Origin of the sequence: Acinetobacter brisouisimilis (assembly GCF_000368265.1) — a bacterium.
GTDB lineage: Bacteria > Pseudomonadota > Gammaproteobacteria > Pseudomonadales > Moraxellaceae > Acinetobacter.
Window position 1 is genome coordinate 103,501 of record NZ_KB851217.1, and the last position, 15,771, is coordinate 119,271.

A 15,771-nucleotide genomic window follows, 5' to 3' on the forward strand; every position below is an offset into this window, starting at 1 on the left:
CGAATCTAGATTGGTTAACATAAAAATATTTTTTATATTCATTAGGTTGATTGTATTTCCATCTTTTTGAATAGCATATCTTTCAATAGCTCAAGATCCTCCTGTGATTGCAGTTTGTGCAAAATATCAATCTTTAGCGCCTGAATCTGGCAATCTGCAGAGATCATATTATCTCTAAAAGTAAAAGAATATTGTCTGGTACTAATGCCTGAATGGCGACAATCGCAAGGGCCAAAAATGGTTGAACTGCGAGAGTTGTGACCCATTGACAATGCAAATCATAATCCATCAATCGTTATGAGGAAAAGAGTAATTAAGTTCATTTAAGATACTGCAGAAGTTTTGATTGAGAGGTGCTGGTAGAAAATAGTTACATTTTTCGATAAAAATAAGTAGTGATTGTAATACTGACGTAATAACTTAAAGGTTAATTTATACACCGACAAAAAATAAATAAATATCTATTTTTTAAATACTTAAATAAATGATTTTAAAGGTAAAATGTATGTCTGAAAAAAAGGTTGCACTTGTTACTGGCGCTTTGGGTGGGATTGGTAGTGAAATTTGTCGCCAGTTAGTTGCTGCAGGTTACAAAATTATTGCTACGGTTGTTCCACGTGAGGAAAACCGTGAAAAGCAATGGTTAATTAATGAAGGTTTTAATGAAAGTGATGTACGTTTCGTTTTGACTGACCTGACCAAGCATGAAGAAGCAACGGTAGCGATTAACGAAGCAATTGAGGCAGAAGGTCGTGTGGATGTACTGGTCAATAATGCAGGTATCACCCGCGATGCCACTTTCAAAAAAATGACCTTCGAACAGTGGACACAAGTCATTGATACCAATTTAAAAACTTTATTCACAGTGACACAGCCAGTATTCCTAAAAATGCTAGAACAAAAAAATGGCCGTATTGTGAATATCAGTTCGGTGAATGGTTTGAAAGGTCAGTTTGGTCAGGCAAACTATTCAGCGACAAAAGCTGGAATTATCGGTTTTTCCAAAGCGTTAGCACAAGAAGGCGCACGTTCTAATATCTGTGTTAATGTAGTCGCTCCAGGTTATACCGCAACGCCGATGGTCACCGCAATGCGTGAAGAAGTCGTCAAGAGTATTGAAGATCAGATTCCATTGCAACGTTTGGCTCGACCAGAAGAAATTGCGGCAGCAGTTTTATATCTTGTAAGCGATAATGGTGCTTATATTACGGGTGAAACACTATCCGTGAACGGTGGGTTGTATATGCAATAATGTGTGTCATCTTGATGACTCATTCGATGTTTTTTTAATAATGTAATAATCCTAAATCATAATTCTACGGAGAAAATGCTCATGCTATATGGCGAAATGTTTGCAAACATGAATAGTCAATATAAAAACATGTTTGAACCTTATGCAAAATTTAACAGTCTGGTTGCTAAAAACTTTGCTGATTTAACCAATTTACAATTAGATGCTGCGCGTCAATATGCAGACATTACTTTGTCACAAGTGTTTGCAAACAGTGAAGTTAAAGACATGCAAAGCATGGTCGGCTGTTGTACCAAACAAATGGAAACCATGACCAAGCTGAGCCAGCAAATGATTGAAGATGGCAAAAAACTGGCTAGCCTAACTGCTGAATTCAAATCTGAATTCGACAAGTTGGTTAGCGAATCTATGCCAAACACTAAATAACACCAATCTCAGACCATGACATATCAAGCTCAACACGCGGGGAAGTGCCAGTCACTTCCCCGTTTTTCATAGTGTCGCTGATGCAAAGGTAAGGTCATTAACCAAATGGAGAGGTGAAATGCAGCAAAATATTCTTCAGTTTAATCAGAATGTACAGAATTTTTTTAATGTACATGAAAATATGTGGGAAAAAGTACAAGAATTTTATTACGGTAAAAACCCATTAAATGAGGCACTGGCAAAGGTCAATAATGAAGACATGACTGTGTTCTTTGAAGCTTTGGCCAAGAATCCGACGCGGTTGATGGAAATGCAATGCAAATGGTGGCAAGGCCAGATGCAGATTTACCAAAATGTCATGCTACGTGGCGTAATGGGGAGTCAGGTGGAACCCTTTGTGAAACCTGAAAGTGGTGACCGTCGGTTTACCAGTCCATTGTGGCAAGATGAACCAAATTATGACTTGTTAACCCAGTCTTATTTGCATTTCAGCAAATTAGTTCAGGACATGCTGGATGTCGTGGATGGTATTCCTGATAAAGTTCGCTACCGCATTCATTTTTTTACCCGTCAGATGATTAATGCTTTTGCACCAGGTAATTTCCTGTGGACCAATCCCGAAGTGATTCAGCAAACGATTAACGAACAAGGTGAAAACTTGGTTCGAGGTATGGAAACGTTTTATGATGACCTAATGAACAGTGGAAAGTATTTGTCTGTACGCATGACCAATAATGACTCGTTCAGTTTGGGTAAGGACTTAGCATACACACCAGGTGCTGTGGTATTTGAAAATGAATTATTTCAGTTACTGCAATATGAAGCTGTGACCGAAACAGTTCATCAAACGCCAATTCTGATCATTCCACCATTCATTAATAAATATTATGTGCTTGATCTGCGTGAACAGAATTCATTTGTGAACTGGTTACGTCACCAAGGGCATACAGTATTTATGATGTCGTGGTGTAACCCTAAATTCGAGCAAAGAAATATCTCCTTTGATGATCTTGTTGTTTCTGGAGCTGTCGAAGCCTTACGGGTTATCGAAGAAATAACGGGTGAAAAAGAAGCAAACGCAATTGGCTACTGTATCGGCGGAACTTTATTGGCTGCCACACAGGCCTATTATGTCGGTAAGCGTTTGAAAAATCATGTCAAAAGTGCAACTTATCTAGCGACATTGCTAGATTTCGATAACCCAGGCAGTTTAGGTGTATTCATTAATGAACACGTGGTTTCAAGTATTGAAGCGTTAAATGAACAAACGGGTTATTTTGATGGTCGTCAGTTGGCTGTGACTTTTAGCTTGTTGCGTGAAAATACCTTGTATTGGAACTATTACATTGAAAATTATCTGAAAGGTAAAGATCCTTCGGATTTTGATATTTTGTACTGGAACAGTGATAGCACCAATATTCCAGCCAAAGTCCATAGTTTCCTTGTGCGTACCCTATATTTGAACAATGATTTGATTCAGCCAAACAAAATTAAAGTTAATGGCGTTAGTTTAAATTTGTCGCGAGTCAAAACACCAAACTTCTTTATTGCAGCACAAGAAGACCATATTGCGCTTTCGGATGCCTGCTTTAAGGGTGCAACTTTCCTAGGTGGTGAATCAACATTGGTACTGGGTGAGTCAGGTCATGTAGCAGGGATTATCAATCCGCCAAACCGTAACAAATACGGCTGTTATACCAATGCTGCACCTTATACCAACAGCAAAGAGTGGTTAGATGGTGCACAGTTCCATTCGGAATCCTGGTGGTTACGCTGGCAGGAATGGGTCGCACCGTATGCAGGAGAGCAAGTGCCAGCACGTGTTCTAGGCACAGAAATCTACCCTGTAAAAGAAGCAGCTCCAGGTCGTTATGTGCAGGTTAACCTGTTTTAAGCATTCAAATTTGTCATTGATGTGGGTTGCATTTTCACAGAAAAATGCAATTCACCATTTGATTTTTATTTAATAAAAACATTTAAAATTCTAGGAAACACAATGAAAGAAGTCGTAATTGTTGCAGCAAAGCGTACAGCAGTGGGTAGTTTTCTTGGTGGAATCGCCAGTGTCAGTGCGCCTCAACTTGGTCAGGTTGCCATTCGTGCAGTTTTAGATGCCGCAGCGGTTAAGCCAGAACAGGTCGATCAGGTGATTATGGGCAATGTCTTGACGGCAGGCGTGGGGCAAAACCCTGCACGTCAAGCAGCAATTGCAGCAGGAATTCCGATTACGGTACCAGCGTCAACCTTAAATGTGGTCTGTGGTTCAGGGCTACGTGCTGTTCATTTAGCGGCTCAGGCAATTGTTTCAGGTGAAGCTGAGATTGTTGTTGCGGGTGGACAAGAGTCGATGTCACAAAGTGTGCATTTTATTCAAATGCGTAATGGCCAGAAAATGGGCAATGCCCAGCTCGTAGATAGCATGGTTTACGATGGTTTGACCGATGTTTATAACCAGTATCACATGGGCATTACTGCAGAAAATATTGTAGAAAAACTCGGGCTTAACCGTGAAGAGCAAGATGCATTAGCTTTAACTTCACAACAACGAGCGGCTAAAGCTCAGGCTGAAGGTAAGTTTTCTGCGGAAATCGCACCAGTTTATGTACCACAGCGCAAAGGCGAACCTTTGGTTTTTGATCGTGATGAATATATTAAAGCTGACACCAATGCTGAAAGTCTGGCTAAGTTGCGACCTGCATTTAAAAAAGATGGCAGCGTGACTGCAGGTAATGCATCGGGTATTAATGACGGTGCAGCAGCAGTATTGGTGATGAGTGCAGAAAAGGCAGCAGAGTTGGGCTTACAGCCACTGGCGCGTATTAAAGCCTATGCCATGTCGGGTGTTGCACCAGAAATTATGGGTCTAGGCCCAGTTGAAGCGGTGAAGAAAACCTTGACTCGTGCTGGCTGGAGTCTGGATGAAGTTGATTTAATTGAAGCAAATGAAGCTTTTGCAGCGCAGGCATTGGGTGTAGCAAAAGAACTCGGTTTGAACATGGATAAAGTCAATGTCAATGGTGGTGCGATTGCATTGGGTCATCCGATTGGTGCTTCAGGTTGCCGTATTCTGGTCACCTTATTGCATGAAATGCAACGTCGTGATGCCAAAAAAGGGTTAGCAACTTTATGTATCGGCGGGGGTATGGGTGTTGCCTTGGCGGTAGAATCTGTTTAATCGCGTCTTGTTGATTGTATCCAGTGAATCACTTCACTGGATACTCATCCAAATATGAAGCTAGGTTTTGCATAAGAAAATAAATAGAAAAAATCCGACTATCTATAAAATAATAAGTAATACGGATGAAATATTTCAGAACATAGATAAAAGTGATTTAGGTAAATTAAAAGCTGAAGCTTTAGGAAAATTCATTCGCCTATAGTCATTCTTTATTTTACGTTCCAGTTGTTTAAGACGTTACTGATCTGACAAGAGTTGTGCAGCAGTTGGTTTTTGTTAACCTAAATTTTGTGCAATATATTGTCTATATACCAAGATCAAAGTGTTTGATGGGGTAGCCCAAGATGAAAAATAATCTTTCTCATATTCAAGAAGTAAGCGAAAAGTTAGTTCTTTAATTTCTAAAATATATTTTGATTTCTTATTTACACATTCTGAGGAAAATTGGTCTCCGATAATCTGAGTACGGTTCATTTTGGAATGGAAAGAAAGTCAGGCTTAAAGGGGAGGCTAGTTGGAATATTCAAGACCAAACGACGACTAGGTTCAGTCTTGTAATTAAACTTAATAATCAATCGAATATATTATCGCTAACTTAGGCTAATATTTGATTTTACTGTGCTCAATATGGGCGTTAGAAAAATGCAGCATGTACCCGCATGCCAAACACATTTACTGGACCATGACGATTTGCGTTATACCCAGGATTAGCGATGTTTTGGTAGTCAAGGGTTAACTGTAAAGAGTTATTTAAAGCAATATTATAATAGGCTTCAAAGATGTCTTCTGTATGATAGCGTAGTGTGCCATCACCAAGAAAAGCACCTAAGCCACCAGCTTTTAAGTAATCTTTATGTGAATTGGACAAACCATTTATGGCATAAGCAATACCATAACTATCATTGTTTCGTCCCCACAGTTTCCCATTACCTGTGAGCCCAAATTGTGCTTGCTGATCAATTTCGGTAAATGCCCATTGTTCATATTTGCCGTTGTTCGTTGATAAACGGGTAAACAAAGAAATATCGGGTGTCACATACTGCTCGATATGAATGCCAACACCATCTTTTGTATGCTTAGACTGTGATGCCGTGATGCTAGGAGTTACGCCTTCCACTGCAGCTTGATCGACAGCAGTGCGATAGTTTCCAAAGTTGGCAACGTTACGATATATCAAGACTTTAACCAGACCCGATAAATCACCAAGCTTATGATCATGCTCAAATTCAACCTGTTCCCCAAAACTATTTTGAATATGATCATCCAAGATAAAACCATTCGATTGCTTCGGCATTAAAAATCGGCCATAACGCACTGCCCAGTCATTATTGTAATATTCAACAGCAATTCCTGAAGTATAGCCTTTCGTGTCTGCAGCATAGTCATATGCACCGTAGGTCAGAAATGACCAGTTCATAAAATTATTACGGGGATCGCCTATTGTTGGACTGGTATCAAAAATATCGGTGATTGCCATTGTTCCTACCGTAACGACCAACCGCTTTGACGTGACAGTGTCCGCAAATTGCGTCAAGCTGGGAGCAAGCTTAACAGTGTCACCACTCAAGTCCCATGTCTGCTTCAAGAAAGTACGGGGAATGTAGTGATTTAAACTATGTGAACTGCCACCTTTCTGCTGCTCACCATTGACGGGACCAGCCAACCCAGTCAAGCCTGATAATCCATGTGCCTGATACAATTCTGGAGTGATATAAAATTCACCACCTTGCCACAAGCGTGCGCCTAACAAGGCAGTTGCTGTAAAGGTATAGCTGCGTTCAGGTGTTGGTAACAGACTGTTTGGTCCTGTATAAGCTGCATTAAACGCATCTTTATGCTGAAAGATATAAGTACTTTGTAGACCAACGACAAAAGGGCTGATAGAGGCTTCAATTGGAAATTGAAAATGTGATTCGCTATTTGTTGCGGTATCTGTTGATTGTATTGTACTGCTTGGAGATGTGTCGGCATATGCCAATGGACAAATGGCGGTACTACTTAAACAGACTAACAATACGCACAGTTGGTTTTTCACTTGGCTCATACTATCCCCTTACTTCTAATCATTTCATTCTATTAAATATTTATTACAATTCAGATACTTGGTTTTGACTGGTATAAATAGTCGTAAACTACGTAATGTATATTGGCTGGTGCATCAGATCGTCAATAATATTCAATTAAGTTGGCTGCTACATGCTAATTGACCAATCATTAACTGTATCATTTTGAAAACCAACATAATATATAGTGAGTTATCAAAATACTAAATAAGACGATCTACTGATTGATAACAACCAAGATGCATCCTTGGGCTTTAAGATGTAAGAACTGGCTCTTTTCTGGATCATAGTGCAGCAGTCAACGAATTACGAAATCATGACACTCATCCAGTCGGAAAAACTGAATTGTTTTAAACCCAGCATGATGTATTCATTGTCAATATCATGTGACAGCGCTTTAAAGATGCTCTGCCATACTCGCTTTAGCCCAATCACTAAAGCGAGTATGCACGACTCGAAAATCACTAATCAAAACAAACATTAAATTCATTACTTAGAGCGAATTTAATGAGTGCCGTGTAGTGCCATCTGAACAAGCTTCACTATAAGCAATCCTCCTGCCAAAACAAGGTATAATCGGAGTACACCTAGCCAGATTCGATTTAGTAAGCCTAATTTGAATGGTGCCAACTTACTGAGTGGGGGCATTCGCCAATGGATGCGGTTTTGTTCATTTTGTTCTTGTGAATGAATTAAAACTGGCTTGGATGCTTTTAACCCTTTAAATTTCACATAAAGTTGAACCATAACCGATAACATTACACTAATAACAGTGCCACCCAGAAGAATACTTAGAATTTGACCATCTGAAATATTCGGGAAGAGTTCTGCTGCTGTTAGAATGATAGAAAGCATGACCAAACTTGCAACGACGATTGTAGTAATAATATTCGTTAATTTCCCATTTACCCATGGACCAAGAACCTCTCGATCATTGCAAAGCAGCAATAAAAATACTGTTGCGCTTGGTAGAAGAACACCAGCCAATGTTTGAACTAAATTCGTCAATAGTCCTAACGGTGTTCCTGGTGTTAACACAAGCCCTGCAGAAATTGCAATTAAGCCAAAATAAACTGCATAAAATCCCTTGGCTTCAGTCGGTTTACGATGTAACGAATGATTCACTGCAAACACATCACCTAATGCATAGGCCGTTGATAGTGAAACTGCTGCTGCACCAATAATACATGCATCAATCAAAGCAATAGCAAACAGAACAGCGGGTAGATGGCCTACATAATGTTCAATGCCTCTAGCAACCCCACCAGCATCAGTAAAATGGCTAAACTCTGGATGACCAGCAAAAGTTGCTGCGGATAATCCCATAATTGCAGCAGCACCTATCACAACAATGATGATCCCGATCATAAGATCAAATTTTTCATATCTCATGAAGCGAGGAGTGATACGTTTATCAATGACATAGCTTTGCTGGAAAAATAATTGCTATGGCGCAACCGTAGTACCGACAATCGCAATAATAATTAACATGATATCGCTTAACTTTCCACCAGGCATGCTTGGAACAAAAAAGCTATGCGTGATCTGAGTTACAAGTGGATGAATCATCAAAAATACAGGTATTAAAAGCAGGCTACCAAAAACTAATATCATCGCAAATCTTTCAAAGCGACGGAGGCTACCTGTGCTTGAAGCAAGCATTAAAATAAATGCTGCGATGCCAACTCCCCAATATTTATTAACCCCTAAATAATCCAGACCGATTGTAATGCCAATAAATTCAGTCACAATCGTTAAAGCATTTAATAAAAATAGATCAATGACACTAAATGCTCCCCAAAATTTACCAAATCTAGCGAAAATTAAACGAGCATGACCAACACCTGTGACAATACCCAAACGCACAACCATTTCTTGGTTTACATACAGCACTGGAATCAATAACAATAATGTCCAAAGCAAAGTAATACCAAAATTCTGCCCTGCTTGAGTATAGGTGCCAAAAGCACCTGCATCATTGTCACCCACCATCACAATTAAGCCTGGGCCAATGATCGCAAGCAATGTGCGTAGTCGATGACCAATAGATTGACGTGCGCCTAGATCATGTTGTGCAATTGACCCAAAAGCTCCATGAATATCACCTTTATGGGCTTGATCAAGTACAGCATCTGTTTGAGATGAAAATTCATGGATTTCAGATTTTGGTACAATCTGGTTCATCATGCATCTCCTGGATATTTAAAAATTGAATATGACAAGCCGATTAAGGTTTTTTTACCTTAATCGGCTTGCTTAATGAGCAATAGAAATAATGGCGTTTAAGAGGCTATAGATTTCTTAGGAAGAACTTTAAGAATTGCCTTAGCAGGAACAACTGAAGATCCAATCTGTTTAGAAACAGATTCGTCTTCCCAGATTTGAACCAATTTGCCTTGAGCATCTTTAATATAATGTGCGCGTAACATTTTGCACCTCCGAATGAAGTGAAACGTAAATAATGACGGACATATCAAATGACCGTATTCGGCAAGCACATTGAAAAAAAGAGGTTATTCATCTGAAAGATGAATTGAAATACCTGTAAGCATTTTACGATGTACTGCCTTGTCTTTATCTGACAAGGCAGTGAAAGGAGTAACCCTAGACTGGCTTGTCAGTTTAGATAGTCGATCGACAACTACAACTGCTACTGTCCAAGATTTAGACTCCGATGGGGAAATTGAGGCAAATATACGCCTCAGATTTTAACGAGTCAATACTTCCGCTTAAATAAAATTTAATTCTACCGAGAAGATTTTATTGCAATAAGTTGATGATAATTATTATTTTTTATTATTTATGCAATAGAAATAAAAATATGATTCACATCAAATTCTCACTAAGGTGATACATACTGATGGTTTCATCTCATAAGTGTAATATTTCTAATCGGAAAAAATGCTCATCAATTATGGTCTAGTCCAACTAACGAGTTAATTGCCGATTTGCCTAGAAGGGTGGTGGCAGTTCACTTGTACGCTTTTTCATTAAAGCATAATACGAGGTATGTAAAGCCAGTTGAGTGTAGATTAGATAAATCATGCGTTGGCAACAAGGTAGATTTTTGAATAAATAGTTTTGATTTTACCTTAATGAGAAGAAGAGTGCTTTGCTGTTAAAATGAGAGCATTATACCAAATTGCAATAAAAACAATTTCAGAAATACCCAGCTGTGCGGAGCTAATTCTTAAATATTTAAAGTTTTGCTTTAAGAATTTTCAATAAATTGATTCAAATTTTAGAAAAAATCATCAATTAGGCAAAATAATTGTGTACTATCGAACATAAGGATGAGAGTCTTGAGTTTGGTATAGTCACTCAACTGATGGCTCTAATCCTCTTTTTTCAAGTCAATTTCTTACCCGTGATTCGGGTTATAATAATAGCATGATTTTGTTTAAATAAATTTTCTATATCTACTTATCAGGTTAAGCCTAATAATACTTGGTTGGCTTATTGAATTGATAGATAAGATAAATTCTTGGGTTCATATGAATATTAAATTACTTCCTTTGCAAACACACGGTGATGATCGTGGATCACTAATATCTTTAGAACAAGATAAAAATATTCCTTTTCAAATAAAACGAGTGTATTACATTTTTGATACTAAAGAAGGTGTAACACGTGGTTTTCATGCACATAAAGAACTTAAACAGGTTGCTATTGCAGTGAAAGGATCTTGCCGTTTTATGTTAGATGATGGAAAAGAAAAAGTATCTTTCTTATTAGATAATGCTGCGCAAGGATTACTCATAGAGTCCTGCATATGGCGAGAAATGTCAGATTTTTCTGAAGATTGTGTTTTAATGATTTTAGCAGATAATTTTTATGATGAATCTGACTATATACGTGATTATGATGAATTTTTAAAGATTGTTAAGGTTGAAAAATGAGTTTTTTCATTCATCCATTAAGTGATGTACATACGAAAAATATTGGTGAAAATACACGTATATGGCAATTTGTTGTAATTTTAGAAAAAGCTAAAATTGGAAAAAATTGTAATATCTGTGCTCATACTTTAATCGAGAATAATGTTGTTATTGGAAATAATGTGACTGTTAAATCGGGTGTTTTTCTATGGGATGGCATTCATATCGAAGATGATGTTTTTATTGGCCCTAATGCCACTTTTACTAATGATAAAAAACCTAAATCAAAACATTATCCAGATCAGTTTCTATCAACTTTAATTGAAAAGGGATCATCTATTGGTGCAAATGCTACAATTTTACCTGGTCTGAGAATTGGTCAATACAGTTTGGTTGGAGCTGGGGCTGTAGTCACAAAGGATGTACCTCCGTTTTCAATTGTAGCTGGTAATCCAGCAAAAGTTATAGGACAAGTTCAACGTGATTAACTTTTTAGATTTAAAACAAATTAATGCTCAGTATCGTGAAGAGTTAATCAATGCTTGTACACGTGTAATTGATTCAGGTTGGTATATTAATGGTAATGAGTTGGACCTATTTGAAAACAACTTTGCAAAATATTGTGGCGCTAAACATGCTATAGGTGTTGCAAATGGCTTAGATGCTTTAACTTTAGTTCTTCGTGCTTGGAAAGAGCTTGGAGAGTTAAATGATGGTGATGAGGTTATTGTTCCTGCTAATACATATATTGCGAGTATCTTGGCAATTTCAGCAAACAATCTAAAGCCTATTTTAGTCGAACCCGATATTAATACATATAATTTAGATCCTAAATTAGTTGAGGAAAAAATAACTTCAAAAACAAAAGTTATACTTGCTGTTCATTTATATGGTCAATTGGCTGATATGCCAAGTATCTCTCAACTAGCTAGAAAATATAATCTTCTAGTTTTAGAGGATTCTGCTCAAGCTCATGGTGCTGAAATTGAAGGTACAAGAGCTGGGGACTGGGGCGATGCTTCTGGTTTTAGTTTTTACCCAGGTAAGAACTTAGGAGCTCTAGGTGATGGCGGTGCAATTACCACAAATAATGACACACTTGCAGAAGTTTTAAAGGCATTGAGAAATTACGGCTCACATGAGAAATATATAAATAAATATAAAGGTGTAAATAGTCGCTTAGATGAGATTCAGGCTGCATGTTTAAACGTAAAGTTAAAATACCTTGATGATACGATTAATTCAAGACGTAATATTGCTCAAGTGTATCAAACAAATTTGAAAAATATTAGTGGTCTTATATTACCTAAAATTGAAGATATTCCTAATAATTTAAGACATGTTTGGCATTTATATGTTATTCGTTCTGAACAGCGTGAAAAACTACATCACTTTTTAAGTAAAAATGATATTCAAGCATTAATTCACTATCCTATTCCACCACACCAGCAACTTGCTTATGCTGAATGGAATAATTTGAGATTTCCTATATCTGATAAAATCCACAATGAGGTTTTAAGTTTACCAATTTCACCATATTTAAGTGAAGATAAAGCATTTTTTGTTTGTGAAAAAATTATGAGTTTCTTTAAATGATGAATATTGAATATAAGCGTCCATCCCCATCTGTCACAATGGTACTCGTTTGTTATAATCAGGAAAACTATATAAAAGAAGCTATTTTTTCTGCTTTAAATCAAGATTATAGTCCTTTGAAAATAATTATTTCAGATGATTGTTCAAAAGATGGAACAGTTTCTATTATTGAAGGAATTTTACAAGAATATCACGGGCCTCATGAAGTTTTTTTCAAAAAAAATACCGTAAATCAAGGGTTAATCAAACATATTAATCTTGTAAATAATTTAGTTGATACAGAACTTCTTGTAATTGCTGCCGGTGATGATATTTCTCACCCAAATCGTGTGACTGAAATAATAGATGCATATAGGTTAGCAGAACAACAGCCAACATCTATTTACTCTTCTGTTAATAAAATAACTCCTGATGGAAAGCTACTTGATATTTTTATTCCACCTATAGAACAATTAGGTCATTCTGTCCTAGATTGTGCACTAAGTGAAAGTTTAATTATTGGTGCATCTCATGCTTGGCATAAATCTTTATTCACAACATTTGGTGATATAAAAGAGTTAGGTGCATATGAGGATCTTGTTTTAGCTTATCGTAGTGCTATTTTGAATGGATTATTATATATAGACAAACCTTTAGTAGATTATCGAATTGACATTGGTATATCTAATGTTACACAGGATCCTGATCTAAGCAATGCACAAAAATTAGAAAATTTGCTAAAAATTATGAAACCAGTATTACTACAACGATTATTAGATTCAAGTTTTATTGCAGACAATAAATTACAAGAAATGGCTATTCAAAAAATTAAAGTTCAATTATCAAAAATAGATCTTGAATATGCTTTTATAAAGGGAGAAAAAGTACACTATTTACTTTATAAAGCTATAAAAACATCGAATTTACCATTATTTTTAAAATATCTAATTAAAAGATTAAGGGGCTGTGCTAGATAAAGTCTAAACTTCGGTCCAAATACGCAAAATTTTTAGCTGTTGTTTTGGACTACCATAATTAAATCTAAACTCACATTCCTTAATAAACAAGTGAAAAGAATCTTTAGGAATTCCATTGTATTTTCTTAAGATCCTTTTTGCCTGATTCCAGAAATTTTCAATCCCATTGATGTGGTTATGACCATTTGTAAAATGGCTTGAATCATTAATCCTGTAATGGCAACATCCAAAGCATTATAACTATGCCAATAATCTGTATAAACAATACTATCAGGTATAATTTTTTAGAGATTACAGTCATTAATGTAGTTAATTTAGTATCAGGAACAATGACCGTATAAACTTTACTATTACACTTCAATAACCCGAATACAATAACTTTACTAGCAGCACCTCTACCTCGCTTTCCCTTACGTGTGCCACCGAAGTAGCTTTCATCCAGTTCAATTTCACCATCTAATATTTCAAGAGCTTCTTGCTCTAAATAATAAGAAATAATCTTACGAATTTTAATATAGAAGAGAGCGGCAGAATTGGGGTGTATTTCCAGTACATCTGCTGCTGAACGTGCAGTTACTTCAAATACAAAAACTTAAGTAACTTAAGCTGTATTTTTTATTGAATTTACAATTGGTTAGCTTCATTTCCATAGATTAACATAATGCTAATCTAGTACAGCCCCAAAATTATTTACTTGAGATATTTTATAACAAATTTTGCGATCATGACAATTTCAAAGAGGGATAAAGTTGCAAATCGAATTCGTTTACGCTTATTTTCTTGCTTAATAAATTTCCAATAGATGGGTTCAAATTTTTTAAAAAATCATCAACAGTACAGAAAATTTCTGTAAAATCAAACATGGTGGCTAGAGTCTTTGGCTTGTGTAGTAACTTTCTAAATGGCTCTAACCATCTTCTTTTCAAGCGGCTGCCTTATCCTTAATTTGGGTTAAGATGAGTATAGATAAAAATTTATCATTAATATCTATATAGGTAATTCATAGAATTTTTAAATTATCTATATAGAGCTATTAATATTTTTTAATTTTGATATGTAAAATTTTATTTTAATCCAAGAAAATGTTCCTCTTCTTTCATTTTTAATATATAAGTCAAATATCATATTTTCTAATATATTAAGCCTATATAAAAAATCTTCTTTTTCAGACCTATTAAAAATAACATTTTCTTTATTTAAGTTTTTTAAAAAATTGTATGTTTTTTTCAAAAACTTATCGTAATTTTCAAAAAATAAAGTATCCTGATAATAGTTGTTTTTAATAAAATTTAATAAAATTAAATCTCCTTTTATAAAATCAGTGACATTTGGTCTAAGTTTTTTAGTTAAAGCATTAATATTATCTATTCTATAATAAAAATTTGTATCACAAAAAACTATTTTTTTTGATTTAAAATAAAATATCCTTGTTGTTATTTCATCGCCAATAAAATAGGAATCATCAAAACCAACTTCTCTTAACAGTTCTATTTTTCTTAAACTAAATCCATGTACTTTCCAATCTAAAGATAGTTTAAATGCTTCTGATCCATTTAAAAAACACTCATAATTATTATTAGGTGGTAATATCATATTGTTATTTTCGCCTTCTTTAAACCAAATCATATTAGGTATAACGGCATCAGCATTTGTCTCTTTTATTTTTATATATAATTTCGTAAGTAAATCTTTATCAAAAAAATCATCTTGAGACAAATAAAAAAAGTATTTACCTTTACAATACGGTAAAATATATTTTATAGCTGAAACAGCATTTCCACTTTTTTTATCTCTACAAATTAATTTAAACCTAGTATCATTTTGTATTTTTCTTTCTAAAAATTCATAACTTCCATCAGTAGAAAAATCATCTATTAATAAAAACTCTATTTTCTTAATCGTCGTCTCCTTAAGACAACTTACTAATTTTTCTAAATATTGAATACCATTATAGATAGGTACAACAACAGAAATTTCTACCATTTTATGCTAACCTGAATTGCGGATAATAATTAGGCCTAAAAATAACGTAAAATTTTTAGGAAATTATCATAAAGTTTAGATTTTCAGTTTTAATTCTACATATTTATTATTAATTATCTATAGTTTTTTGAATTTTATTCATTGTATTTTGATGATAAATTTTATAAGAATATAGCGATACATAAATTCATGAAAATAACCTAAGATACTTAGAGCTTTACTTGTCACTAAATCATATATTCATTTGAGAAGATTCAAGCAATAAAAAAAATTAATGCGTAGGTCAACAACACTCCTCCTATCCCCATTTAAATCTACTACCAAATGAATTTTAGATCTGTTTCCACCTATGCTTTTCAAAATAGCGATTCTTGAGTCCTATGGCATGTTGATGAGCCAGGATATGACAGTAATCAATAAAAAAACAATTTTAGGGCAT

General features: G+C 35.4%; 11 protein-coding genes and 5 pseudogenes. 8 read left to right on the top strand and 8 right to left on the bottom strand.

What is annotated here, in order from left to right; translation table 11 throughout:
• The first annotated feature begins 505 nt into the window (after positions 1-505).
• The 4 genes from F975_RS01260 to F975_RS01275 all read left to right on the top strand — a co-directional run bounded on the left by F975_RS01260 (position 506) and on the right by F975_RS01275 (position 4,853).
• On the top strand, positions 506-1,252 hold the full coding sequence (locus F975_RS01260; RefSeq protein WP_004749618.1) for a beta-ketoacyl-ACP reductase: 747 nt from the start codon (positions 506-508) through the stop codon (positions 1,250-1,252).
• A gap of 96 nt (positions 1,253-1,348) precedes the next feature.
• The gene (locus tag F975_RS01265) at positions 1,349-1,678 is read left to right on the top strand and encodes a phasin family protein (protein WP_265596612.1); all 330 of its coding nucleotides are present in this window, start codon (positions 1,349-1,351) and stop codon (positions 1,676-1,678) included.
• Between the two features lie 118 nt (positions 1,679-1,796).
• Positions 1,797-3,572: a class I poly(R)-hydroxyalkanoic acid synthase gene (gene phaC, locus F975_RS01270; RefSeq protein ID WP_004749620.1), complete on the top strand. Its 1,776-nt coding sequence runs from the start codon at positions 1,797-1,799 to the stop codon at positions 3,570-3,572.
• Positions 3,573-3,674: 102 nt separating this feature from the next.
• Entirely contained in the window at positions 3,675-4,853 is a 1,179-nt protein-coding gene (locus F975_RS01275; protein ID WP_004749621.1) for an acetyl-CoA C-acetyltransferase, read from the top strand.
• A gap of 637 nt (positions 4,854-5,490) precedes the next feature.
• Here the strand turns inward: F975_RS01275 and F975_RS01280 are convergent.
• From F975_RS01280 to F975_RS15955, 4 genes and pseudogenes are all read right to left on the bottom strand, one after another.
• A complete protein-coding gene (locus F975_RS01280; protein WP_004749622.1) occupies positions 5,491-6,900 on the bottom strand; it encodes a carbohydrate porin in 1,410 nt (469 codons plus the stop codon).
• A 523-nt stretch (positions 6,901-7,423) separates the two neighbouring features.
• Positions 7,424-9,106 (bottom strand): annotated as a pseudogene (locus F975_RS01285) (NRAMP family divalent metal transporter).
• Positions 9,107-9,201: 95 nt separating this feature from the next.
• A complete protein-coding gene (locus tag F975_RS15680; protein ID WP_004749626.1) occupies positions 9,202-9,348 on the bottom strand; it encodes a hypothetical protein in 147 nt (48 codons plus the stop codon).
• A gap of 541 nt (positions 9,349-9,889) precedes the next feature.
• A pseudogene (locus F975_RS15955) lies at positions 9,890-10,208 on the bottom strand (IS982 family transposase); the annotation flags it as partial.
• Between the two features lie 205 nt (positions 10,209-10,413).
• Between F975_RS15955 and F975_RS16115 the strand changes: the two are divergent.
• Genes F975_RS16115 through F975_RS01305 form a run of 4 tightly spaced genes read left to right on the top strand, consistent with a single transcriptional unit; the run spans position 10,414 to position 13,349 of the window.
• On the top strand, positions 10,414-10,818 hold the full coding sequence (locus F975_RS16115) for a sugar 3,4-ketoisomerase (protein WP_004749628.1): 405 nt from the start codon (positions 10,414-10,416) through the stop codon (positions 10,816-10,818).
• The gene (locus F975_RS16120) at positions 10,815-11,285 is read left to right on the top strand and encodes an acyltransferase (RefSeq protein ID WP_004749629.1); all 471 of its coding nucleotides are present in this window, start codon (positions 10,815-10,817) and stop codon (positions 11,283-11,285) included. The genes F975_RS16115 and F975_RS16120 overlap by 4 nt, the downstream gene beginning before the upstream one ends.
• Positions 11,278-12,393 (top strand): DegT/DnrJ/EryC1/StrS family aminotransferase, encoded by a 1,116-nt coding sequence (locus F975_RS01300; protein ID WP_004749630.1) that lies wholly within the window; start codon positions 11,278-11,280, stop codon positions 12,391-12,393. The genes F975_RS16120 and F975_RS01300 overlap by 8 nt, the downstream gene beginning before the upstream one ends.
• Complete coding sequence (locus tag F975_RS01305) at positions 12,390-13,349, top strand: glycosyltransferase (protein ID WP_004749631.1); 960 nt, start codon at positions 12,390-12,392, stop codon at positions 13,347-13,349. Before F975_RS01300 ends, F975_RS01305 begins: the two co-directional genes overlap by 4 nt.
• Positions 13,350-13,352: 3 nt before the next feature.
• Here the strand turns inward: F975_RS01305 and F975_RS15410 are convergent.
• The 4 genes and pseudogenes from F975_RS15410 to F975_RS15965 form a co-directional block, all read right to left on the bottom strand.
• Positions 13,353-13,993, bottom strand: a pseudogene (locus F975_RS15410) (IS1595 family transposase).
• A gap of 38 nt (positions 13,994-14,031) precedes the next feature.
• Positions 14,032-14,212, bottom strand: a pseudogene (locus F975_RS15415) (IS982 family transposase); the annotation flags it as partial.
• Positions 14,213-14,369: 157 nt separating this feature from the next.
• On the bottom strand, positions 14,370-15,332 hold the full coding sequence (locus tag F975_RS01310) for a glycosyltransferase family 2 protein (RefSeq protein ID WP_004749632.1): 963 nt from the start codon (positions 15,330-15,332) through the stop codon (positions 14,370-14,372).
• A 300-nt stretch (positions 15,333-15,632) separates the two neighbouring features.
• A pseudogene (locus F975_RS15965) lies at positions 15,633-15,753 on the bottom strand (IS5/IS1182 family transposase); the annotation flags it as partial.
• Positions 15,754-15,771 lie beyond the last annotated feature (18 nt).